At 37.8% G+C, this 23,237-nt stretch carries 26 protein-coding genes; 19 read left to right on the top strand and 7 right to left on the bottom strand.

Translation table 11 applies throughout. The features are described 5' to 3' along the window. Window positions 1-46 precede the first annotated feature (46 nt). On the bottom strand, window positions 47-136 hold the full coding sequence (locus ACIFOT_RS24705) for a hypothetical protein (RefSeq protein ID WP_430069331.1): 90 nt from the start codon (window positions 134-136) through the stop codon (window positions 47-49). A gap of 43 nt (window positions 137-179) precedes the next feature. On the opposite strand from ACIFOT_RS24705, the gene ACIFOT_RS24700 reads away from it, so the two are divergent. The 9 genes from ACIFOT_RS24700 to ACIFOT_RS24660 all read left to right on the top strand — a co-directional run bounded on the left by ACIFOT_RS24700 (window position 180) and on the right by ACIFOT_RS24660 (window position 7,018). Continuing rightward, entirely contained in the window at window positions 180-416 is a 237-nt protein-coding gene (locus ACIFOT_RS24700) for a YkuJ family protein (protein WP_223595177.1), read from the top strand. Between the two features lie 115 nt (window positions 417-531). After that, window positions 532-984: a cyclic-di-AMP-binding protein CbpB gene (gene cbpB, locus ACIFOT_RS24695; RefSeq protein WP_430069166.1), complete on the top strand. Its 453-nt coding sequence runs from the start codon at window positions 532-534 to the stop codon at window positions 982-984. A 61-nt stretch (window positions 985-1,045) separates the two neighbouring features. After that, complete coding sequence (locus ACIFOT_RS24690) at window positions 1,046-1,924, top strand: LysR family transcriptional regulator (protein ID WP_430069328.1); 879 nt, start codon at window positions 1,046-1,048, stop codon at window positions 1,922-1,924. Between the two features lie 85 nt (window positions 1,925-2,009). Then, the gene (gene dapD / locus ACIFOT_RS24685) at window positions 2,010-2,720 is read left to right on the top strand and encodes a 2,3,4,5-tetrahydropyridine-2,6-dicarboxylate N-acetyltransferase (protein ID WP_430069164.1); all 711 of its coding nucleotides are present in this window, start codon (window positions 2,010-2,012) and stop codon (window positions 2,718-2,720) included. A 58-nt stretch (window positions 2,721-2,778) separates the two neighbouring features. After that, window positions 2,779-3,903 (top strand): N-acetyldiaminopimelate deacetylase, encoded by a 1,125-nt coding sequence (locus ACIFOT_RS24680; RefSeq protein ID WP_430069161.1) that lies wholly within the window; start codon window positions 2,779-2,781, stop codon window positions 3,901-3,903. A 279-nt stretch (window positions 3,904-4,182) separates the two neighbouring features. Further along, window positions 4,183-4,731, top strand: coding sequence for a peroxiredoxin (locus tag ACIFOT_RS24675; RefSeq protein ID WP_430069158.1), 549 nt, complete (start codon window positions 4,183-4,185; stop codon window positions 4,729-4,731). A 68-nt stretch (window positions 4,732-4,799) separates the two neighbouring features. Continuing rightward, complete coding sequence (locus tag ACIFOT_RS24670) at window positions 4,800-5,255, top strand: TlpA disulfide reductase family protein (protein ID WP_430069155.1); 456 nt, start codon at window positions 4,800-4,802, stop codon at window positions 5,253-5,255. 111 nt (window positions 5,256-5,366) lie between these two features. Further along, window positions 5,367-6,275: a DUF4349 domain-containing protein gene (locus tag ACIFOT_RS24665; protein ID WP_430069153.1), complete on the top strand. Its 909-nt coding sequence runs from the start codon at window positions 5,367-5,369 to the stop codon at window positions 6,273-6,275. 83 nt (window positions 6,276-6,358) lie between these two features. Then, window positions 6,359-7,018: a potassium channel family protein gene (locus ACIFOT_RS24660; RefSeq protein ID WP_430069150.1), complete on the top strand. Its 660-nt coding sequence runs from the start codon at window positions 6,359-6,361 to the stop codon at window positions 7,016-7,018. 42 nt (window positions 7,019-7,060) lie between these two features. On the opposite strand, the gene rnjA is transcribed toward ACIFOT_RS24660, so the two are convergent. Both rnjA and ACIFOT_RS24650 read right to left on the bottom strand, forming a co-directional pair. Then, complete coding sequence (rnjA, locus tag ACIFOT_RS24655) at window positions 7,061-8,728, bottom strand: ribonuclease J1 (protein ID WP_430069147.1); 1,668 nt, start codon at window positions 8,726-8,728, stop codon at window positions 7,061-7,063. A gap of 3 nt (window positions 8,729-8,731) precedes the next feature. After that, window positions 8,732-8,941 (bottom strand): DNA-dependent RNA polymerase subunit epsilon, encoded by a 210-nt coding sequence (locus ACIFOT_RS24650; protein WP_430069143.1) that lies wholly within the window; start codon window positions 8,939-8,941, stop codon window positions 8,732-8,734. A 493-nt stretch (window positions 8,942-9,434) separates the two neighbouring features. Between ACIFOT_RS24650 and ACIFOT_RS24645 the strand changes: the two genes are divergently transcribed. Continuing rightward, a complete protein-coding gene (locus ACIFOT_RS24645) occupies window positions 9,435-10,331 on the top strand; it encodes a DMT family transporter (RefSeq protein ID WP_430069140.1) in 897 nt (298 codons plus the stop codon). A gap of 27 nt (window positions 10,332-10,358) precedes the next feature. Beyond that, complete coding sequence (locus tag ACIFOT_RS24640; protein ID WP_430069136.1) at window positions 10,359-11,129, top strand: Cof-type HAD-IIB family hydrolase; 771 nt, start codon at window positions 10,359-10,361, stop codon at window positions 11,127-11,129. A gap of 119 nt (window positions 11,130-11,248) precedes the next feature. Here ACIFOT_RS24640 and ACIFOT_RS24635 read toward each other — a convergent pair whose 3' ends face one another. After that, window positions 11,249-12,619, bottom strand: coding sequence for an IS1182 family transposase (locus tag ACIFOT_RS24635; RefSeq protein ID WP_430069134.1), 1,371 nt, complete (start codon window positions 12,617-12,619; stop codon window positions 11,249-11,251). A gap of 786 nt (window positions 12,620-13,405) precedes the next feature. Next, window positions 13,406-13,960 carry a peptide deformylase gene (gene def / locus ACIFOT_RS24630; RefSeq protein ID WP_430069131.1) on the bottom strand — a complete coding sequence of 185 codons (555 nt, stop codon included), beginning with the start codon at window positions 13,958-13,960 and terminating at the stop codon, window positions 13,406-13,408. A gap of 158 nt (window positions 13,961-14,118) precedes the next feature. Between def and ACIFOT_RS24625 the strand changes: the two genes are divergently transcribed. The 6 genes from ACIFOT_RS24625 to ACIFOT_RS24600 all read left to right on the top strand — a co-directional run bounded on the left by ACIFOT_RS24625 (window position 14,119) and on the right by ACIFOT_RS24600 (window position 20,425). Next, a complete protein-coding gene (locus ACIFOT_RS24625) occupies window positions 14,119-14,778 on the top strand; it encodes a YkyA family protein (protein ID WP_430069128.1) in 660 nt (219 codons plus the stop codon). A gap of 380 nt (window positions 14,779-15,158) precedes the next feature. Then, complete coding sequence (gene pdhA, locus ACIFOT_RS24620; RefSeq protein ID WP_430069125.1) at window positions 15,159-16,274, top strand: pyruvate dehydrogenase (acetyl-transferring) E1 component subunit alpha; 1,116 nt, start codon at window positions 15,159-15,161, stop codon at window positions 16,272-16,274. Between the two features lie 3 nt (window positions 16,275-16,277). Beyond that, window positions 16,278-17,255, top strand: coding sequence for an alpha-ketoacid dehydrogenase subunit beta (locus tag ACIFOT_RS24615; RefSeq protein ID WP_430069122.1), 978 nt, complete (start codon window positions 16,278-16,280; stop codon window positions 17,253-17,255). Between the two features lie 77 nt (window positions 17,256-17,332). Further along, a complete protein-coding gene (locus ACIFOT_RS24610; protein WP_430069325.1) occupies window positions 17,333-18,664 on the top strand; it encodes a dihydrolipoamide acetyltransferase family protein in 1,332 nt (443 codons plus the stop codon). 3 nt (window positions 18,665-18,667) lie between these two features. After that, window positions 18,668-20,083 carry a dihydrolipoyl dehydrogenase gene (lpdA, locus tag ACIFOT_RS24605; protein WP_430069119.1) on the top strand — a complete coding sequence of 472 codons (1,416 nt, stop codon included), beginning with the start codon at window positions 18,668-18,670 and terminating at the stop codon, window positions 20,081-20,083. A gap of 99 nt (window positions 20,084-20,182) precedes the next feature. Then, the gene (locus ACIFOT_RS24600; RefSeq protein WP_430069116.1) at window positions 20,183-20,425 is read left to right on the top strand and encodes a hypothetical protein; all 243 of its coding nucleotides are present in this window, start codon (window positions 20,183-20,185) and stop codon (window positions 20,423-20,425) included. A gap of 30 nt (window positions 20,426-20,455) precedes the next feature. Here ACIFOT_RS24600 and ACIFOT_RS24595 read toward each other — a convergent pair whose 3' ends face one another. Then, window positions 20,456-20,890, bottom strand: coding sequence for a DUF1885 family protein (locus ACIFOT_RS24595; protein ID WP_430069113.1), 435 nt, complete (start codon window positions 20,888-20,890; stop codon window positions 20,456-20,458). A gap of 162 nt (window positions 20,891-21,052) precedes the next feature. Here ACIFOT_RS24595 and ACIFOT_RS24590 point away from each other — a divergent pair, with 162 nt between their 5' ends. Together ACIFOT_RS24590 and ACIFOT_RS24585 are read left to right on the top strand one after the other, a co-directional pair. Continuing rightward, window positions 21,053-21,352, top strand: coding sequence for a DUF3055 domain-containing protein (locus tag ACIFOT_RS24590; protein ID WP_430069109.1), 300 nt, complete (start codon window positions 21,053-21,055; stop codon window positions 21,350-21,352). A gap of 165 nt (window positions 21,353-21,517) precedes the next feature. Beyond that, a complete protein-coding gene (locus tag ACIFOT_RS24585) occupies window positions 21,518-21,640 on the top strand; it encodes a GapA-binding peptide SR1P (protein WP_223595202.1) in 123 nt (40 codons plus the stop codon). A 53-nt stretch (window positions 21,641-21,693) separates the two neighbouring features. On the opposite strand, the gene ACIFOT_RS24580 is transcribed toward ACIFOT_RS24585, so the two are convergent. Beyond that, window positions 21,694-23,166: an aminotransferase class I/II-fold pyridoxal phosphate-dependent enzyme gene (locus ACIFOT_RS24580; protein WP_430069106.1), complete on the bottom strand. Its 1,473-nt coding sequence runs from the start codon at window positions 23,164-23,166 to the stop codon at window positions 21,694-21,696. Window positions 23,167-23,237 lie beyond the last annotated feature (71 nt).

Here is a 23,237-nt window from a genome sequence, read left to right as displayed (position 1 = left end):
AAAAAATAGTCAATTTTTTCATTTTTGCTTGGACAAATAGTTTCAGTTATTTTATTCTTTTAATATTGGCATAAGAAAATTGGATTTTTTTTAGGTAAATAATCCAATAAGGATAGAAACAGGCCAATTGTGAAATATAAAAGTAGAAGTTTTTTTGTGTTTGAAAGGAGATAAAACGGATGTCACAGCTTCAAGGTATATTAACAAGATTAAAAAATCTTCAGGAACAAGCTAACAGCGGTGAGCCAGCTCAACGTTATTTTGAAGTTAATGGAGAGAGAAAGTGTCAAGTAACATTTCATCCAAAGACGGTAACGTATGAATTAGAGGTTTATAATGAAAAGGAAAAACCTAAACGATATCAATTTGATAATATTGATATGATCACAATTGAAATTTTTGATTTAATTCAGTAGGAACCAATTGGTTCCTTTCTTTTCCTTGTGAAAACGGTATTTAAATTCACACAGACCTCCGAAAACTATGATAGAATAAGTCTGTAGAAAAACATACATTGAGGAGTTTTCGGCGATGATTAGTCTTCCCAGTGGGGAATTTTTAGAATTAACCATTAAAGAGTTAATGATCCCATCCGAACGGGTGGCACATGTGCAAATTGGCAACAATCTAGAGCATGCCTTATTAGTGTTAACAAAAAGCGGCTATACCGCCATTCCAGTTCTAGACCCGCATTATAAGCTCCATGGGCTGATTAGCACTCCAATTATCATGGACTCTATCCTCGGTCTCGAAAGAATAGAGTTTGAAACCCTTGAAAAAAAACGTGTAGAAGAAGTTATGAAAAAGACGATTCCACGGGTTAAAATTTCGGCCTCACTTAATATGTGTTTGGAAATACTTGTCAATCATCCCTTTTTATGTGTTGAGACGGAAGAAGGCTTTTTTGAGGGGATAGTGCCAAGAAGCACAGTATTAAATCAATTAAATAAACAAGTAAAACGATTTAAAAAAAATAATAAATGATTGCACCAGGCTCCCTAAATGGGGGCATATTTTTTTGGATATTTTTGAAGGTGGTGATGACATGTCCTCATTATCGGAATATCAATTATTATCAGTCTTAGCTCAGGAAATGAATATGCGTAAAGCATCGGAACGGTTGTTTGTGTCACAGCCGGCCCTTTCTCAGCGCTTACAGACCATTGAAAAAGATTGGGGAACAAAGTTATTTATTCGTTCGCAAAAAGGGCTTGCCCTCACTCCCGCTGGAGAACATGTTATTGAATTTGTTAATGACGTACTCAATAAGCAAGAAAAGGTTCGCGAAACGATTTATTCGCTGCAATCCGGGGTGTCGGGTACCTTAAAAATAGCAGTAGCCTCAATCGTGGGTCAAAACTGGCTTCCTCAAGTATTAAAGAAATTTATTGATAAGTATCCACAAGCAAAGATTTCACTTATTACTGGCTGGAGCAGTGAAATCCTAAAATGCTTATATGATGATCAGGTACATATTGGAATTATCCGCGGCACTCCTGATTGGAAGGGGGTAAAGGTCCATCTTTTTGATGATCCGCTTTATTTGGTTGATCGAGAAATTATGAGACCGGAACAAGTCTTAGAAGTTGACCGGCCTTTTATCCAATTTAAAAGTGACTCGAATTATTATCAAGAAATACAAGATTGGTGGATGCGGAACTTTAAAACCTCACCGAAAAGGACAGTGCTTGTTGACCAAATTGAGACATGTAAACAGATGGCCTTTAATGGTATTGGTTATGCCATATTGCCTGGAATTACGTTAACAAAAGCAGAACGGGATATTTTCAAAATACCCCTTTTAGATGAGAATAATGAACCGCTAAAGCGGGATACCTGGCTATTAGGGTATGAGTCTTCCTTTAAATTAAAACAGGTTCAGGCGTTTGTCGAACTCATTAAAGAACATATTTCTGAATCTTAGGAAGTATTACGCTTGTTTTGCTTGTTTTCAGTTACTTTGTTTGGTAAATTATTTTTTAGTACATACAATTAGGGGGTAAACAGTTATGAAAATGATGGATGCACATGAAATTATTTCCTTTATTCAAAATAGTAAAAAATCTACTCCGGTTAAAGTTTATTTAAAGGGAGAATTAGAAGGAATCAATTTTGGGGCAAGTGCTAAGGCATTTGTTAATGGAAATACTGGTGTTGTTTTCGGAGAATGGGCAGAAATTAGTGAAGCTCTAGAGGCAAACAAGGGTAAAATTGAAGATTTTGTAGTTGAAAATGACCGACGTAATTCTGCTATTCCGTTACTTGACACTAAGCATATTAATGCCCGTATTGAACCAGGGGTAACAATCCGTGATCAAGTGGAAATTGGCGACAATGCCGTCATTATGATGGGGGCAGTTATCAATATCGGAGCTGTTATCGGCGAAAAAACGATGATTGATATGGGTGTTGTCCTTGGCGGAAGAGCAACAGTAGGGAAGAACTGTCACATCGGCGCAGGAACCGTTTTAGCAGGCGTTATTGAACCGCCATCCGCAAAACCAGTAGTCGTTGAAGATGATGTTCTAATTGGTGCGAACGCCGTTGTTTTAGAAGGAGTAACTATCGGTAAAGGCTCCGTCGTCGCTGCAGGAGCAGTGGTTACTCAGGACGTAGCGCCATATACGGTCGTAGCCGGCATGCCAGCACGTAAAATTAAAGATATTGATGAAAAGACAAAGTCAAAAACTGAGATTATGCAAGAGTTACGTCAACTATAAGAAATGTAAAAGCGTGGAGCCTTTTCCACGCTTGTTTTATAGAAAGGAGAGTCTTTAGATGGACTCATTAATCAAAATTCGCCGCGACCTTCATCAAATTCCTGAACTGGGTTTTCAAGAGTTTAAAACGCAGGCCTATTTATTGGCTTATTTAGAAGGGCTGCATCAAGAACGGCTGTCAATTAAAAAATGGAAAACAGGGTTATTTGTCAAGGTTCATGGGTTAATGCCTGAAAAAACTATTGGGTACAGAACGGATATAGATGGTTTGCCGATTACTGAAGAAACTGGCTTTTCTTTTTCGTCAACCCATGAGGAAAGAATGCATGCCTGCGGCCATGATTTCCATATGACCATTGCTCTAGGTGTGCTCACCTATTTTGTAGAAAATCCAATCAAGGATGATCTATTATTTATTTTCCAGCCTGCCGAAGAGGGGCCAGGCGGAGCCGAACCAATGTTGAAATCAGCTGAAATGCAGGCATGGATGCCGGATTTAATCTTTGCCCTGCACATTGCTCCAGAGTACCCTGTTGGGGCAATCGCAGTGAAAGAAGGTCTTTTATTTGCTAATACATCGGAGTTGTTCATCGATTTGAAGGGGAAAGGCGGTCATGCGGCAAGACCTCACGAAACGAATGATATGGTGATTGCGGCATGTACACTTGTCACGCAGCTGCAATCGATTATTTCGAGGAATGTGGACCCGTTAGATAGTGCTGTAATTACAATTGGAAAAATTACCGGTGGAACTGTTCAGAATATCATTGCTGAAAAAGCAAAGCTCGAAGGGACGATACGCACTTTGTCGCCGGAATCGATGAAGAAGGTAAAGCACCGCATTGAGGCGTTGGTAAGAGGAATTGAAGCAGGCTACGAATGTGAAGCTGTGATTGATTATGGTTCAATGTACCATCAAGTTTATAACACAGAATCTATTACCAGAGATTTTATCAATTATATCCAACAAGATACAGATGTTCAGGTGATTGAATGCAAGGAAGCGATGACTGGTGAGGATTATGGGTATATGCTTAAGGAAATACCCGGATTGATGTTTTGGCTCGGTGTCGATTCCCCATATGGTCTGCATCATGCCATGCTGAATCCAAAAGAAGAGGCAATTGACGTGGCCGTTAAGGTGATAACGAGCTATTTAACGTATAAAGGTAATAATATGTAAGCTGTAATGAAAATGCTTATTATTTTATTACTAAGGATAATCATGGTAAAATTATAGTGAATTAAAGGAATATTGTTACATATTGTCGTTTATTCTAGATTATTTAGGGAGAAACTTATTAAGGGGAAATTTAGGTTATAATTGATAATTAATATTTATTTAAATTAATTATAATTTAATATTGACTCAAAAGTAGATTTGTCCTATAATGAGAACTGTCAGAAGGATAGCAAATGAGAATTGCTATTACTAATTATTGATTATTTTGGAGGGATTCAAATGCCAGAACGTATGGTAGGTAAGCAAGCTCCACGCTTTGAAATGGATGCAGTTATGCCAAACAAAGAATTTAAGAAAGTAAGCCTTGAAGAAAATATGAAAAACGATAAATGGACAGTATTATTCTTCTACCCAATGGACTTCACGTTTGTTTGTCCAACTGAAATTACTGCTTTATCTGACCGTTACGATGAGTTTGAAGACCTTGATGCAGAGGTTATCGGTGTTTCAACTGACACAATTCATACTCACTTAGCATGGATTAAAACAGATCGCAAAGAAAATGGCCTTGGTGATTTGAAATATGCATTAGCAGCTGACACAAATCACGTGGTTTCTCGTGATTATGGCGTTTTAATTGAAGAAGAAGGAATTGCTCTGCGCGGACTATTCATCATTAGCCCTGAAGGTGAATTAATGTATTCTGTTGTTAACCACAACAACATCGGCCGTGATGTAGATGAAACTCTACGCGTCCTTCAAGCCTTACAAACTGGCGGCCTTTGCCCAGCTAACTGGAAGCCTGGACAAGCTACGCTTAACGTATAATTATTAATCAAACAAGATAGACCTAACTCTTTAAAAGCGTTAGGTCTTTTTAATAGGAGGAATCTCGGGTGAAATTACGTGAGTCAATGCCAGAATTAACCGGTGCAACGGAATGGTTAAACGGTGAAGTAACTAGAGATGAATTAATTGGTGAAAAACCAACTTTGATTCATTTTTGGTCGATCAGCTGTCATCTCTGTAAAGAGGCAATGCCTCAAGTTAACCAATTTCGTGATGATTTTAAAGACAAATTAAACGTGGTTGCAGTTCATATGCCAAGATCGGAAAACGATCTGAATTTAGAAGAGATCAAGCAAGTGGCTGCAGAGCATGGAATTAACCAGCCTATTTTTGTTGACAGCGACCATAAGCTAACAGAAGCATTTGAAAATCAGTATGTACCTGCTTACTATGTTTTTGACCGTGAGGGAAAGCTTCGTCATTTCCAAGCAGGCGGCAGCGGCATGAAAATGCTTGAAAAGCGAGTAAACCGTGTTTTAGATGAATTGGAAAAAACGGAATAATTAATAAAAACTGTTCGTCTTTATGGGCGAGCAGTTTTTTATTGCTTCTTTGTAACCTTGTATTCATTTAATCGTCCGTATTTATAAAGAGAGAAAAAGGGGTGTCATGGATTGAAAAAGGTAAAAAAAGTGTTCCCTATTTTTTTCATTGTTTTAATGCTGGGTTTTACAGGATGTAGTTCAAGTAGTAATGAGGACGCAAAAATGAGTAAGGACAATACAGCTGCAATGGATTCTTCAACGTCGAGTAATGGAGAGAAGGCCTCAGTATACTCTGGTGAAACAGATAATTCGAGCGCTCCAAAGGAGCAATCAATACTGAAAGTACCTAACAAGATGGTTATCTATCAAGCGGATTTGCGCCTGAGGGTCAAAAAGTTTGAACAAACGGTCAAAAAACTTGAAGAAAAGGCAGAGACATATGGAGGGTATATTGCTTCATCTAATGTAACCAGGGAAGGAAAAGAGCAGGTCAGTGGCAGTATTACCATCCGAATACCGCAAAAGAATTTTCAGGCTTTTTTGCATGATGCAGAGGGGCAGGCTGCCGAAGTCCTGCAGCGGAATATTACAGGGCAGGATGTAACAGAGGAATATGTCGATCTTGAATCTAGATTAAAATCTAAACGGGTTGTAGAAGAACGATTATTATCATTTATGAAAACCGCAACGAAAACGGAGGATCTATTAAAAATTTCCGCCGATTTAGCCACCGTACAAGAAGAAATAGAAACAATCGAGGGGAAAATGAAATTTTTAGAAAATCAAACTTCCTTTTCAACCATAACGATTACTCTTTATGAAAATAAGGTAATTGTTCCCGATATCGAGAGAGACAAACTTAATACATGGGAAAAAACGAAAAAGCAATTTATGAAAAGTATAAACATGTTAATAAGCGTTGTGTCCGGTTTAGTAGTCTTTATAATAGGGAACCTTCCGATTCTTGTGATACTAGCTATTTTAGGTTTTGTAGGAGTTCTAATATATCGAAAGAAGAAAAATAGAAATGGTGAATAAGCGGTATTTCATACTATATATATAACGGTTATCAATGCTAAAATGGGGGCATATCAGAAATTGTATTTGCTGGGGGAGTTTTTGTGAAGAAAAGCTTTGCAGTCATTGGGTTAGGCCGTTTTGGGGGCAGTATTTGCCGTACACTGACAGATGAGGGAATGGAAGTTTTAGCTATTGATGTAAATGAAGAGCGTGTTAATGAATATGCCATGATTGCCTCCCATGCAGTTGTGGGAGATTCAACAGACGAAAATGTCTTGAAAAGTTTAGGGATTCGCAATTTCGATCATGTGATTGTGGCGATTGGCGATGATATTCAATCCAGCATTTTAACAACGCTAATTTTAAAGGAATTAGGGGTTGGGCAAATTACCTCCAAAGCACAAAATGATTATCATGAAAAGGTTCTGCGAAAGATTGGAGCAGATCACGTTGTACATCCTGAAAGAGATATGGGGAAAAGGATTGCTATTAATATGACATCCAGTAATGTTGTTGATTATCTTCAGCTCTCAGATGAACATAGTATCGTTGAAATTGTGGGTAATGGAAAACTTGGCGGCAATACAATCATGGATTTGGATGTTCGTAAAAAGTATGGATTAAATATCGTGGCGATAAAAAGAGGTGAAGAAATCATAGTTTCTCCTCAGGCAAAAGAAACGATTCATACTGGAGATGTATTAATAGTAATTGGAAACACTAACGACATCAGCAGGTTTGAAAAAAAGGTATTGGATTAAAGAAAAGCGGAAGCTCCTAAAGGTGCTTCCGCTTTGTTAAAATTAAACTTCCATAATGATAGGTAAAATCATTGGACGGCGTTTTGTTTTTTCGTAAAGGAAAGGTGCTAATGTATCAGTAATTTCATTTTTAATTTCTGACCACTGGCTTGTCTTTCGCTCCATAACCTTATTTAAATGCTTTGTAATTAAATTTTGTGCATCATTGATTAAATCACCTGATTCTCTCATATAAACAAAGCCGCGTGAAATAAGGTCTGGTCCAGAAGCAATTTTGAATTCCTTCATATTAATGCTGACAACCACAACAACTAACCCTTCCTCAGAAAGAATTCGACGGTCACGTAAGACGATATTTCCAATATCCCCTACACCACTGCCGTCAATGTAGACAGATCCTGATGGAATTTTCCCAGCTACCTGCGCTGAATTTTCCGAAAGAGCTAGTACTTCACCATTGTCCATAATAAAGCAATTTTCCTCATCGACACCACAGTCCACTGCAAGTTTTGAGTGCATGCGCTGCATCCGGTACTCACCGTGGATTGGCATAAAGAATTTAGGTTTAATTAGTCGCAGCATCAATTTTTGTTCTTCTTGTCCACCATGTCCAGAGGTATGAATATTACTTAGTTTTCCGTGAATGACGTCCGCACCGGCTCTATACAACATGTTAATTGTTCGGCTGACACTTATCGTGTTACCAGGAATAGGTGATGAAGAAAATACAACAGTATCCCCAGGTATTATTTGAATTTGTCTGTGTGTGCCATTTGCAATTCTTGAGAGAGCTGCCATTGGTTCACCTTGGCTTCCGGTACAAAGAATTGTAACTTTGTCGGCAGGTAAGCGATTAATTTGATTGGCTTCAATAAATGTTTCTTTTGGTGCATTAACATATCCTAATTCAAGGCCTATATTAATGGCTGCTTCCATGCTTCGACCAAATACAGCTACTTTTCTGTCATTTTCCACAGCTGCCTCTACAACTTGCTGCAGCCTATGAATATTCGAAGCAAACGTTGCAAAAATAATTCGGCCATCGACTTTTCGGAAAATATCGTGAATGCTTTCACCTACTCTGCGTTCCGACATCGTAAAATCCGGAATTTCACTATTTGTACTGTCAGAAAGTAGACAAAGTACACCTTCTTTTCCAATTTCGGCCATTTTCGTCAAATTAGCAGGTTCACCTACAGGAGTAAAATCAAATTTAAAGTCCCCCGTATGAACGATTTGACCCGGAGGAGTTTTAACGACTATACCATAGGAGTCAGGAATGCTGTGGGTAGTTCGGAAAAATGTCACCGATGTTTTTCGGAACTTAATCACATCATCTTCTTTTATCTCAATTAATTTGGCATTCCTTAATAAACCATGCTCTTCTAATTTATTTTTTATTAAACCGAGTGCCAGTTTTCCTCCATAAATAGGGATATTGACTTCACGTAATAAATAAGGAATACCGCCGATGTGGTCTTCGTGTCCGTGTGTAACGAATAACCCCTTAATTTTTTCTTCATTTTTAACTAAATAGGTATAATCAGGAATGACATAATCAATACCTAATAGTTCATCCTCAGGGAATTTGATTCCAGCATCAATTAAAATAATCTCATCCTGGAATTGAACTGCATATGTGTTTTTGCCAATTTCCCCTAAACCTCCCAGGGCAAAAACAGCAGTTTGATCATTTTTTACAAATTTCATAAATTATATCTCCAATACTTTAAAGTCTTCATTTTGTTTTTCATATTCTAAATAGGCGCCTTTAACTTCTTGTACAAATTCAACATTATAGCCGCGGTCGGCAATTTTTGTACGGACGTCACGTACGGACTCTCCCTCAATATAGAGAGTTTTTGTTTTCTCTCTGACTGGGACTTCTTTAATGCTTTCCTGATAGTAAACTTTAAATAGCATAATAAAATCGCTCCTCACTAAATCATAACTTTTTCTATTATATAAAACATTTTCATCTTTTTCATTTATTTTCTTAGAAAGCATGGGCTAATGTGAAAAGTATGTAAAAAAAAGAATCTGTTTTTACAATTTACAATAACGAAGGAGCCCTCCGCAAGTTAGAAGGGCTCAAAAAAAATTTAGGCAATGGATTTTTTTCGCAGCAAATCTTTCCACTGTTTTAAAAGCTTTTTCCTTAGCTTCTTTAACATAGTGGATCATCTCCTTAATACTTATTTTAAACATTCCTTGTCCAAAGTAAAGCAAGCAATGGCAGATAATTGAAATTTTTTTAAATGATAGTTTTTTTACTATTATTATATGATGAAAATGCTGATTCTTTCATGGTTAAACATGGAATTACAAAAGTTGAAACAAATTGACATTTACTTTGAGAAGGTTTAGTGTTTTAAAGGAATAAATGAAAGAGATAAAGGAAAAGGAATTAAGGGGAATGGGAAAATTATATACTGCTTTAATTGGATTAAGCCTTATTTGGGGAACATCCTTTTTATTTATTAAAGTGCTATTAACTTCTTTGGAGCCGATTTCAATAGTACTTGGCCGCTGCCTTTTTGGAACGATAATGCTTTTTGCTATTATTATCGTGAAAAAGAAAAAAATAAACCTTAAGAAAATGCCTTGGTTTAAGCTGGTCCTTATTGCCTTAACTAATAACGTGCTTCCATGGTTGTTAATTTGTTCAAGTGAAACGAAACTCACCTCGAGTATGGCCTCAATTATTAATGCAACTACACCTATTTGGACATTGATTATTGGTTTTTTCTTGTTTTCTTCCACGTTAAGAAAAAGTCAATGGTTTGGCATTTTCGTTGGCTTTATAGGGATTTTTATTTTATCTGATGTCAAATTAGGTGATCTATATTCAGGTAATTTAACAGGTATTTTGCTAATGACCGGTGCCACATTTTGTTATGGGTTGGCATCACACTTAACGAAAAAACATTTAGCCCAATTAACGGTGTTGGAAACTTCATTCTTAACGCTATTAATTTCCACTATAATGAGCTTTATTATTGTTTTGTTTGCGAATCCAAGATCTATTGCCTCTATTATAACTACTGAGACATTGGGCCCTTTTATTGGCTTAGGAGCACTTGGTTCAGGGATAGCCTATCTATTGTTTTATTATCTCGTTAAAAAAGGAAGCCCTGAATTTGCTTCACTTGTTACCTATCTGGTACCAATTTCTGCTCTATTTTGGGGAGCAATTGCTTTAAGAGAGGAAATTCATCTATCAATGATCATTGGCTTAGCAGTGATTTTTATTGGCGTTTATATTGCCTCTATCAAACCAAAAGAAAAATCAAATGTAACACATGCCGCATAAGTGTTTGATTAAAGGAGAATATGGAATATGAAAAAAATTGTCTTTTTTGATATTGATGGAACTTTGCTAGATCATGAAAAGAAGCTTCCGGTCAGTACGAAAAATGCCATTCAATTACTAAAGGAAAATGGAGTTTTTGTCGCAATTGCTACAGGAAGGGCTCCATTCATGTTCGAAGGGCTGCGTGAGGAGCTTGATATAGATTCCTTCGTAAGCTTCAATGGTCAATATGTGGTCTTTGAAAAAAAGGCGATATACGAGAATCCATTGAATGAAAGCGGGATGGAAAAACTTTATCAAAAAGCAGAGATCAATAAGCACCCTTTAGTATTTATGACCGAAAAAACCATGAAGTCGAGTGTAAAACATCATCCATTTATTGAAACCAGTATGGGAAGCCTAAATTTTTTACATCCGGAAGAGGATTCGCATTTTTATGTGAATCGAAAATTGTATCAGTCGCTTCTTTTTTGTGAGAGCCATGATGAACAATTATACTTAGATGCTTTCCCGGATTTTGATTTTATTAGATGGCATCCATATTCTGTTGATGTCCTGCCAAAAGGCGGATCAAAAGCAGAGGGAATTAAAAAAATGATTGATCAATTAGGGTTTGAACTAAAGGATGTCTATGCATTTGGCGATGGTTTAAACGATTTAGAAATGCTGAGGGAAGTAGGGACAGGTGTGGCAATGGGTAATGGTGTTCCAGAAGCAAAACAGCATGCCGATTTAATTACAACGGATGTCGCCAAAGATGGTATTTGGAATGGTTTAAAAGAATTACAGCTCATTTAAAAAAAACTCGCTATGTGGGGTTGTTGACAAAACGGGGAAGGAGCTTCGCTCCCTCCCCATTTTGTCTATTTAATCAATATTTATTAGTTTATCTCCCACTTTATTTTCAACTTTTGATACTAATTCATTACCTTTATAATCCGTTTTAGGTTTAATGCCAACGCGGAAAAGAGACATTGCTCGTGAATTTTTTCAATGCCCCTTTTATTGGTTTTATAAAGATTGTGTTTAATTTTCATGGTTCCGAAGGAACCTTCGCACCAAACTCTTCTTAACTTTTGAACAAGTTTGTATTCGTTTGTTTTTGTCCTCTGTATATTTTCCTCTAATAACTCATGTGCAATCGGACGAGAAATGGTTCTTCTACTTGCAGTCTTTCCAAAACATTTTTCTCTAAAAGGGCAGACTTTGCAGTCTTTGGTTTTCGCAGAATATGTCTTATAATAATGTTCTCCCTTACTCATTAAATGAGTAAAGGTAAGCTCTTTTTGATTAGGGCAAGTATATGTATCCGTTTCTCTGTCATAAATAAAATCACGGTAGGAAGTTGTATCAAAAGCAGTGTCATACTTTATTGGACTTATATAGCCAGTTATTTCAAGAGTTTTTAATCCATGATGAATTGGAGTTGTGTCGTATCCTCGGTCGGCTCCAACACTTTTAATATTTAAATCAAATTTGTCTTGGATAACTTTTAATCTTTCAACGAAGGGCTCACAATCATTTATGTTTCCTGGGGTTGGATGAATATCTACTATAATTCCGATTTTTGTATCAATACTGGTGTGAGCTAAGTAGTGGGGACCATTCGGCTTTCCAGGACGACTTAACACACCAGCATCAGGATCCGTTTTTACAACGGAGATTATTTCAGTCGGTGGACCTTTTGGCTTTCGTCCCCGTTTTTTCGTTCCAGTTTCTTTCCTTTTTTTCTCTAATTCTTCTTCAATTTTCTTTGCTTCCAATTCAAGTGTATTTAAATATTGAGATGGTGTCTTTTCCACAGTTACTTTTTCAACTTTACTCTTTGAAGCACTAGCTTTGATATGAGTAGAATCAGTTACTATGAATTCTCCAGTAACTAATCCTTTCTCCATACAAAGTTTTACTATATGATCAAAAATTTCTTGGAAAACTGTACTATCCTTAAATCTTCTACGTCGATTCTGACTAAATGTAGAGTGGTCAGGTACAGGGTCAGTTAGGTCAAGCCCCAAAAACCATCGATAAGCAATATTTAAATTAACCTCTTGTTCCAGCTCTCGTTCGGAATCAACATTAAAAAGATAACCAATGAGTAACATCTTATACAAAAGCACAGGATCAATGGATTTCCTGCCAAGTTTTGAATAATACATTTCCATTTTGTTATATATAAAAGAAAAATCAATTTTTTCATTAATTTGGCGGAGAATATGATTTGAAGGAACAAAGGTATTTAAGTCAATAAACTCCATTTTACTTTGATAATCATCTTTACGACCCATCATAAGAAATTCCCCCAATAAAAAACCTGTATAGATTAAAATTCTACACAGGTTTTCAAAATTCCTATTAGATTGTCAACAGCCCCTATGTGGCGAGTTTTTTTTGTCTGAATCTATACTGATGTTTAATTAATTGATTGTGTTCTGCTATCTGGCCTGTTGATTTCCGCTCCGGGCACTCGCTTTCCGCGGGTAGGTCCTGGAGCCTCCTCGGCGCTTTGGCGCTGGGGGGTCTCCAGTGACCTCTCTATCCCGCAGGAGTCGAGTGCCCTCCTCTCCAATCAACAGGGAGGCAAATTAACTTAAAGAAGTGCAACACACAATAGCATCGAAAAATGAGTGGCAATCTTTTTAATAAAGATAACCAATAATGATAATTTTTAAAAGAATAAGTGGATCAGTATGGCGTCCGTTATCTGGAACTATTTCATATTCACTTTGGCTAGTTTCTGTTGGCTTAAACCATTGAATTCACCACATATTTATATTATTAAAAAATATTAGAAGTTCTTTATTGAAAAACACTCTGTTGATTGGAGCGGAAGGCGCGAAGACTCCTGCGGGAGTACGGGGCAGGGGAGACCCCGCAGGAGCGAAGCGACGAGGAGGCTCCCCGGCACGCCCGCGGAAAGCGAAGCGCCTGGAGCGCAAATCAACAGACATGTTGAAAGACCTAAATATAAATAATATTATAAATGAATTAACGCTGTGTAGTTAAAAGTAATGGGTAAAATAAAAGGCCATCGAAAGAGTTTTTCGACAGCCTGACTGGCCATGTGGCGAGTTTCTTTATCTTTCGATTGGTATTGCTCCTTGGATTTCTTTTAACGGTTCCTGCTTATCGATATGATCATAGAACATTACACCATTTAAATGATCAATTTCATGTTGAAAGCAAATAGCAGGCAGTCCTTTTAAACGAAGCTTTATCTCTTCACCATCAAGGTTTATTCCTTTAAGAGTGATTCGCGCATATCTCGGAACATAACCTGGTATGGGTTCGTCCACTGAAAGACAGCCTTCGCCTGAGGTTAAATAAGCCATTTCTACAGAGTGACTAATTATTTTCGGATTAAACAAGGCATAACTGTAAAGAACCCCTTTGTCGTCCGTTAAATGAACTGCAAGCATCCGTTTAGATACATTAATCTGTGGGGCAGCTAACCCAATTCCTGGCCGCAGGCCATACTGGTACGCGATTTCGGGATTTTGGCTGTTAATAACGTATTCTAATAAGCTTCTTAAAATTTGTGCATCCTCTTCTGATGGCGGCATATGTACTTCTGCAGCCACTTTTCTAAGAGTAGGATGGCCATCTCGAATGATATCCTCCATCGTTAACATGAACATTCACTCCTGAATCTAAATGTAATTAAGTGTAACAATAGTCTATCAAACAATGTATAAAATGTTAACAATTGTTTACCGAAACATCCATTTATATTGTCAAACCAAAAAAGTACAGATATAGTAGGAATTGTTATGGATAGGAGGTTTCATTAATGTTTTTTACCAGTAAGAAAAGGTTACTTTTATTTTGTTTAGCAATGTTCGTAATTTTAACAGGATGTAATAATAAAAAGTCTTCTCTCGAAAAAATGTATGAAACTCTAGAAAATGTAGCAGCTAAAGAAAAGGTGTTTGAAGAGCAGCAAGAACCACTAGTAACATTAGAGAAGAAAGAAAAAGGATTATATGACCAAATAATCGGCCTTGGGATGAAGGAATATGACGAGATTGTTAAGCTTTCAGATGAAGCGCTGGACCTGGCAAATCAACGACAAGAGCATATGGAACAAGAAACAAAAAGCATTAAGGAATCTGAAAAAGAATTTAAAAAAATAGCTGAAATAAAAGGACAGATCGATGATCCGTCACTAAAAAAATTAGCAAATGAACTTTATGATATTATGATGGAAAGATATCAGGCCCATGATGTGCTGTACACTGCCTATACTGAGGCGTTAAAAAGTGACCAACAATTATATGAAATGTTTAAAAATAAGAACCTGCAGCTGGAGGATCTAGAAGGACAGGTAGTTAAACTAAATGATTCATATAAAAAAGTTTTTGAGGCCAATGAAAGTTTTAATAAGCTAACCGAACAATATAATGACAAGAAACTTACCTTTTATAAAAAGGCTGAATTAATAACAAAATAACATTATCATCCTATAAATCGGCCATGGGCCGATTTTTTTCTATATTATAACACGGTTGAAAATGGTGGAATTTTATATAACAGATACAGTTGAAATATTAGTACAGTGGTAATTAGAGTGATTGTAATTAGTATTATCTTGATGGTGAAAAATTATTACGCAAAGGATTTGACGGGTTTATATGAATGGTGTAAACTCGAATATGGGTTGAGTTGTTGTATTATTATAGTTACATAAAAAACTGATACAGAATAAGATATTAGAGAATAAAAAAATGATGTCAAATACACATCAGGCTTTTATTCGTGTTTTTTGGGTAATCTAACTTAGTGGATTTTATTTTTATTTTATCTTTTGATTAGAAAGGAAGATGTGATCAAATGGCTTCAAAACTTAAGAATGCAGAGCTCAATGCGAAGAACGCACTGGAGACTGTCGAAAATCAATTTGAAACTCTTCAAATTTTAAATGAAGAAGGCGAAGTTGTTAACGAAGCGGCAATGCCGGAACTAACGGATGACCAGCTTCAGGAACTAATGCGCCGCATGGTATATACACGTATCCTTGATCAACGTTCGATTTCTCTAAACCGTCAAGGCAGACTAGGATTTTATGCACCAACCGCAGGGCAGGAAGCATCACAATTAGCATCTCAATTCGCTCTTGAAAAAGAAGATTTTATATTACCTGGATACCGTGATGTACCACAATTAATTTGGCATGGACTGCCGTTATACCAAGCATTTTTATTCTCACGTGGACACTTCCAAGGTAACCAAATTCCTGAGGGTGTGAATGTCCTATCACCGCAAATTATTATTGGCGCACAGTATATTCAAGCTGCAGGAGTTGCCTTAGGATATAAAAAGAGTGGCAAGAAAGCTGTTGCTATTACCTACACTGGTGACGGCGGTGCTTCTCAAGGGGATTTCTATGAAGGAATTAACTTTGCAGGCGCGTTTAAAGCACCAGCGATTTTTATTGTGCAAAATAATCGTTTTGCTATTTCGACTCCAGTTGAAAAACAATCAGCTGCAAAAACAATTGCTCAAAAAGCGGTTGCGGCAGGTATCCCTGGCATTCAAGTTGACGGAATGGATCCATTAGCTGTCTATGCAGCAGTTCGTGATGCACGTGAACGTGCTGTCAACGGTGAAGGGCCAACTTTAATCGAAACTTTAACTTATCGCTATGGTCCACATACTATGGCCGGTGATGACCCTACCCGTTATCGTACGGCTGATCTTGATAATGAATGGGAAAAGAAAGATCCTTTAGTACGTTTCCGTAAGTTCCTTGAGAAGAAAGGATTATGGAATGAAGAGAAGGAAAATCAAGTAATCGAACAAGCAAAAGAGGATATTAAAGAAGCAATCAAAAAAGCTGACGCTGCTCCAAAGCAAAAGGTTACTGACCTTATGTCCATGATGTTTGAAGAAATGCCTTATAACTTGAAAGAGCAATATGAAATCTATAAAGCAAAGGAGTCGAAGTAAGTCATGGCTCAAATGACAATGATTCAAGCTATAACCGATGCACTGCGTACGGAGCTTCGGAATGATCCAAATACATTGGTTTTTGGTGAAGACGTTGGTGTAAACGGCGGTGTATTCCGTGCAACTGAAGGCTTGCAAAAAGAATTTACAGAGGACCGTGTATTTGACACTCCTCTTGCTGAATCTGGAATTGGAGGATTGGCGATCGGTTTGGCGCTGACAGGCTTCCGTCCAGTCCCTGAAATTCAATTCTTTGGATTTGTTTTTGAAGTTATGGACTCCATTGCCGGTCAAATGTCTCGTATGCGCTACCGTTCAGGCGGCCGCTATAATATGCCAATAACTGTTCGTTCTCCATTTGGCGGGGGTGTTCATACACCTGAGCTTCATTCAGACAGTTTAGAAGGTTTAATGGCCCAAACACCCGGTTTAAAAGTCGTTGTTCCATCCACACCATATGATGCTAAAGGATTATTGTTGTCTGCCATTCGTGATAATGACCCAGTTATTTTCCTTGAGCATTTAAAATTATATCGTGCATTCCGTCAAGAGGTTCCTGAAGAAGAGTATACAATTCCTCTTGGGAAGGCTGATGTAAAGCGTGAAGGTACAGATCTATCCATTGTTACTTACGGAGCAATGGTTCATGAATCATTAAAGGCAGCGGATGAATTAGCAAAAGAGGGGCATTCTGTCGAAGTTATTGACCTAAGAACAATTAGTCCTCTTGATATTGACACAATTATTGCGTCGGTTGAAAAAACAGGACGGGCAATTGTGGTTCAAGAAGCACAAAAGCAAGCGGGAGTAGCAGCAAACGTGGTTGCTGAAATCAATGATCGGGCTATTTTAAGCTTAGAAGCTCCTGTATTACGTGTTGCTGCAGCAGATACGATTTATCCTTTCTCTCAAGCAGAATCTGTTTGGCTGCCAAATTATAAAGACGTTATTGAGACAGCGAAAAAAGTTTTATCATTCTAATTCTGTTCTACAGAAATCTAACTAAAATAGGAGGATGAATCCAAGTGAGCGCAACCGCAACCACATTTCAATTTAAAATGCCTGACATTGGTGAGGGTATTCACGAAGGGGAAATTGTCAAATGGTTTATTAAACCAGGTGATAAAGTTCAGGAAGATGATGTTCTTTGTGAAATCCAAAATGATAAAGCAGTCGTTGAAATTCCTTCGCCTGTTGAGGGAACTGTTTTAGAAGTATTAGTTGGAGAGGGAACTGTAGCAACTGTTGGACAGGTCCTTGTAACTTTTGATGCACCTGGATATGAAAACTTACAATTTAAGGGCGATCATGGTGATGAAGCACCTGCTCCAGCGGAAACACCGGCAGTACCGGCGCCTGCGCCAGAAGCAAAGGCTGAAGCTGCACCTCAAGCTGCTCCTGCTGCGGCACCAGTTCCAGCTCAGCCACAAGTAGAAGTAGATCCAAACCGCCGTATTATTGCGATGCCATCTGTTCGAAAATTTGCACGTGATAAAGGTGTGGACATTGCTTTAGTTGCAGGATCAGGAAAAAATGGGCGGATTATGAAAGCAGATATTGAAACTTTCTTATCTGGCGGCGCACAAGCAGCAGCACCAGCACCACAAGCTGCCGTAGCGGCTCCTGTTCAAGCAGAAACTCAGGCAGCAGAAGCACCAAAAGCAGCAGCTCCAATTCCACAGGGAGAATACCCTGAAACTCGTGAAAAAATGAGCGGAATCCGAAAAGCTATTGCCAAAGCAATGGTGAATTCCAAGCATACTGCTCCACACGTAACGTTAATGGATGAAGTGGATGTTACAAAGCTTGTATCACATCGTAAGAAATTCAAAGAAGTTGCGGCAGCAAAAGGTATCAAGCTGACTTTCTTACCATATATCGTAAAAGCTTTAACGAGCGCATTGCGTGAATTCCCAGCATTAAATACATCTCTGGATGATGCAACAAGCGAGATTATTCATAAGCATTACTATAATATCGGAATTGCTGCAGATACAGAAAAGGGCTTGATGGTTCCTGTCGTTAAAGACGCAGATCGGAAGTCAGTTTTCTCCATTTCAAATGATATTAACGAATTGGCAACAAAAGCGCGAGATGGAAAGCTTGCTCCAAACGAAATGAAGGGCGCATCATGCACGATTTCTAATATTGGTTCTGCAGGCGGGCAATGGTTTACTCCGGTAATCAATCACCCTGAAGTAGCCATCCTTGGTGTAGGCAGAATTGCTGAAAAGCCGATTGTAAGAGATGGTGAAATTGTTGCTGCACCTGTATTGGCACTTTCATTAAGCTTTGACCACCGTATGATTGACGGTGCTACAGCACAAAGTGCTCTAAATCACATCAAACGATTGTTGAACGATCCAGAACTATTATTAATGGAGGCGTAATAAATGGTAGTTGGAGATTTCCCAATTGAAACAGATACTATAGTCATCGGAGCAGGCCCAGGGGGATATGTCGCAGCCATTCGTGCTGCTCAACTGGGACAAAAAGTAACGATTGTTGAGAAAGAATATGTCGGCGGGGTATGCCTGAATGTAGGATGTATTCCTTCTAAAGCATTAATCGCTGCAGGACACCGTTATGAAACAGCCAAACATTCAGAAGGCTTTGGAATAACTGCTGAAAATGTTAAGGTTGACTTTTCAAAGGTTCAAGAATTTAAAGCAGGAATCGTGAAAAAGTTAACTGGCGGTGTAGAAGGACTATTAAAAGGTAATAAGGCTGACATTGTCCGTGGTGAAGCGTATTTTGTTGATGCCAATACACTACGGGTAATTAATGAAGATTCAGCTCAAACATATACCTTTAAGAATGCGATTATTGCAACTGGTTCCCGTCCTATTGAGCTGCCAGCATTTAAATATTCAAAACGTATTCTTAACTCAACGGGTGCTTTAAATTTAAATGAAATTCCAGAAAAAATCGTTGTCATTGGCGGCGGTGTCATTGGAATCGAACTTGGTGGAGCCTATGCAAACTTTGGCAGTCAAGTAACAGTATTAGAAGGTGCTGAAGAAATTCTAGGTCTCGGCACATTTGATAAGCAAATGGCAGCACTTGTTAAGCGCACCATGAAGAAAAAGGGTGCAGAATTCTATACGAAAGCGTTAGCCAAGGGTGTAGAAGAAACTGAAACTGGTGTGGTTGTCACTTTTGAAACAAAAGGTGAAGAAAAGAAAATTGAAGCTGATTATGTATTTGTCATGGTTGGGCGACGTCCTAACACAGATGAAATGGGACTTGAACAAGTTGGTGTACAATTATCTGACCGCGGCCTTATTGAAATTGACAAGCAATGCCGTACTAATATTAGTAATATCTATGCGATTGGTGATGTTGTTGCCGGACCTCAACTAGCACATAAGGCATCATATGAAGCAAAAATTGCGGCTGAAGCGATTGCCGGTCACCCTTCTGAAATTGATTACTTAGGAATTCCAGCAGTTGTTTTCTCTGATCCTGAATTGGCTTCAGTAGGATACACTGAATCACAGGCTAAAGAAGAAGGCATTGAAGTGATTGCGGCAAAATTCCCATTTGCGGCAAACGGACGTGCTTTATCACTCGATAGCAGTGATGGTTTCTTAAAATTAATTACACGTAAAGAAGACGGCCTTGTCATTGGTGCACAAATTGCTGGTGCAAGTGCGTCAGATATGATTGCCGAGCTTGGTCTGGCAATTGAAGCAGGAATGACTGCTGAAGACCTTGCAATGACCATTCATGCGCATCCTACACTTGGTGAAATAACAATGGAAGCAGCTGAGGTTGCACTTGGAAGCCCAATCCATATTATGAAGTAAAAGTATAAATAAAGTCCTTCTCCTTGTCATAAAGGAAAGGACTTTATTTTTTTTTAGCGAATAAATATATAGATAAATGCATTTGGTGTGGTGATAAATGTGAGGGTCTATATTGTCATGATGCTGCAATTTATCATTTGGAGTGGATATACCTTTATTGAATGGTTATCAAAACATGATCAATTAATTTATAAGGTTATAATGTTCTTTATATTTTTTTATTTAGCATATTTAATTGGCAATCAAGTAACAAGATCAGCACGGAAAACGCTCTTCATTACAACCTTAAGCTTAGTCATTTATACTTCCATTCACTATACAATGGCTCTTTTTATCCATTAAAAAAAGCCCCCATAATGGAGCTTTCATAGTTTATTTCCTAGGATAATAATACATGATTCTTTCATTAAAAAGATGCAGTTCACCTTGAAGCTTTTTTGCAAGGAATTTACAAAATTCATTAGCCTTCCCTTTATCTCCGAAGGTGGATTGTTCAGGCAGAGTCACTTGTATGTAAGATTGTTCTCGTTCTTGCCCATTTTCCTCTCGAATGGTTTCCTTGTCGATACCCAATAAAATAGCCTTGTAACGGTCATTGTCAGAATGTAAATAAAACCAGAAGCCTTTCCCTTCTTCGGTTTCCTTTATTTCATATGGGAAAGCAGATTCGCCATATTGCCAGTTTAGTTGATCCCCTGTTTTAGCTGTAATGTCTTTATAAAAATGAAATAATTCCTTTACCTCTTCAATAGATATAGTTTGTTTCGCAGATGAAGGCACAAGTTTAATAAATGCATTTTCAGCCATCATCATTCCCCCTCACTAGTCCGTTAATATATGCCCTTCTATTCTAGCACTGAACAAAAAGTGATGACAACACTTACAAATAAAATGTCAAGAATTCTTGTCAATTTACCAAAAATAAATTATAATAATATTCTAAATATTCTAAGAAAAAGGAGGAGTCAAATGGAGTTATTTGACAAGCTCTATGATGAGCACGAAAATGCAAAAGTGAGGTTTATCGGCTTTACAACAGAACATACCCGCTACGACTTTGGCATTATTTACACAAATATGTTTTTCGGAAAACCTCTGGTCATCTGCATGCAAACTGGCCGTTCAACTCTCCTCGACCCCAAAGATATTGAAGATATTGATTACCTTCAAACCGTATTCCGTATCCCTGACAAACAACAAGCGACTGATTTGGCTGAATTTTTTAGTGAAGCATTACCGGCTATTCCTTTCATCACCCAGTATGAATAAAGAAATAAAAAAGGCCTCTAGGGGTCTTTTTTATGTTTATTTTTTTAAATGTGACATACAATTTGGGCTTGAAAATTTAAATGTGATATATTATTATTGTCTTAAGGGATATTTAAACGCTTTCAAAATGTTAATTATTCAATTAATGAAAAGGGGATTGAAAAGATGGGTACTCTAGTATGCCAAACTTGTAACTCTACTATTGATCATTTTGAAGATGAAAAAGTAACAGTGCTTTATTCTAAGTGCAATTGCTGCGAAGACCAGCACAGCCACGAAGAAGTATAAATAATTGTCCTTATAAAATTAAAACAGGATTCCGTATTTGGAATCCTGTCTTTTTATTTTATGGCTTTATATTCTTTTATTACGTGAATCGTTTTTAGTTCATCGTCTTCTGGTCCCTGAACAGGCAGGCCAACTTCTAGGTTTTTCTTGATATAATAAAGGTTTTCTTCTGTAATTATTTCACCAGGAATAAAAATTGGGATACCAGGTGGGTAGACCATAACAAATTCCGCAATGATTCTTCCTTCTGATTCTGCAAATGGAATCACTTCAGTATCCGCATAAAAGGCATCTCTTGGTGTTAAAGCAAGCACAGGGATCTCAGGCAGCAGGACTTCTAGCGGTTCTACTTTTTCAGCACGGTGTGCGCATTCTTCAGCTAAATCTTTTAAGGCAGTAACTAGAAGATCTGCTTCGTACTCGGTGTCCCCTAATGTAATGATGCAAAGGATATTATATAGGTCTGATAATTCAACTTCAATGTTATGTTTTTCTCTAAGCCATTTTTCAACATCAAAACCCGTTAAACCTAAATCCTTTACAGAAATAATCAACTTAGTCGGATCATAATCATAGGTGGCTTTTGAACCCAATATTTCTTCGCCGACGCAATATATATGGTCAATTTCGTTAATGCTTTTTCGTATCGACTGGGCTAGACTAATTGTCTTATCAATTAATTCTTTTCCTTTTGTTGCTAACTGCTTTCGTGCCACGTCAAGTGAAGCAAGCAATAGATAGGATGTTGAGGTTGTTGTCAGCATACTTAAAATGGATTGAACATGTTTAACTGAAACTAGACCTTCTTTTACATTCAAGATGGAGCTTTGAGTCAGTGAGCCGCCCAGTTTATGGACACTAGTGGCTGCCATATCCGCGCCAGCCTGCATAGCGGAAAGCGGCAGTTCATCATGAAAATGAATATGGACGCCATGTGCTTCATCAACAAGGACAGGAACATCATAAGAATGGGCAATCTCAACTATTTTCTTTAAATCAGCAGAAATGCCGAAGTAGGTCGGATTTATAACGAGAACCCCTTTTGCATCAGGGTGCTGCTCGAGAGCTCTTTCAACAGACTCAGTTGTTATTCCATGGGAGATACCTAGTTCTATGTCGATTTCTGGATGTATAAATACTGGAATAGCCCCAGAAAAAACGATTGCAGACATGACGGATTTATGGACGTTTCTAGGAACGATAATTTTTTCACCTGGACCACATACGGCCATAACCATGGTCATGATGGCCCCGCTTGTACCTTGTACTGAGAAAAAAGTATGATCTGCCCCAAAGGCCTCAGCTGCTAAATTCTGAGCTTCTTTGATCATCCCCTTTGGTGAATGCAAATCATCAAGCGGTCCTATATTAATTAAGTCAATAGACAGTGCATTGTCACCGATAAAATTTCGAAATTCTGGATCAATTCCAGCCCCTTTTTTATGGCCAGGAATATGGAATTGTATTGGATTTCTTTTTGCATGCTCTAATAACCCGCTAAATAACGGTGTTTGATTTTGCGACAATTTATAACCACACCTCTTTATGAAAAAAATACTCATTTTATCATTTTATAAACATAAAACAAAAGCATTAT

This window comes from Neobacillus sp. NRS-1170, from assembly GCF_050468025.1.
Note: the sequence above shows the minus strand (reverse complement) of the source record. Positions and strands in the feature narration are given on the sequence as shown.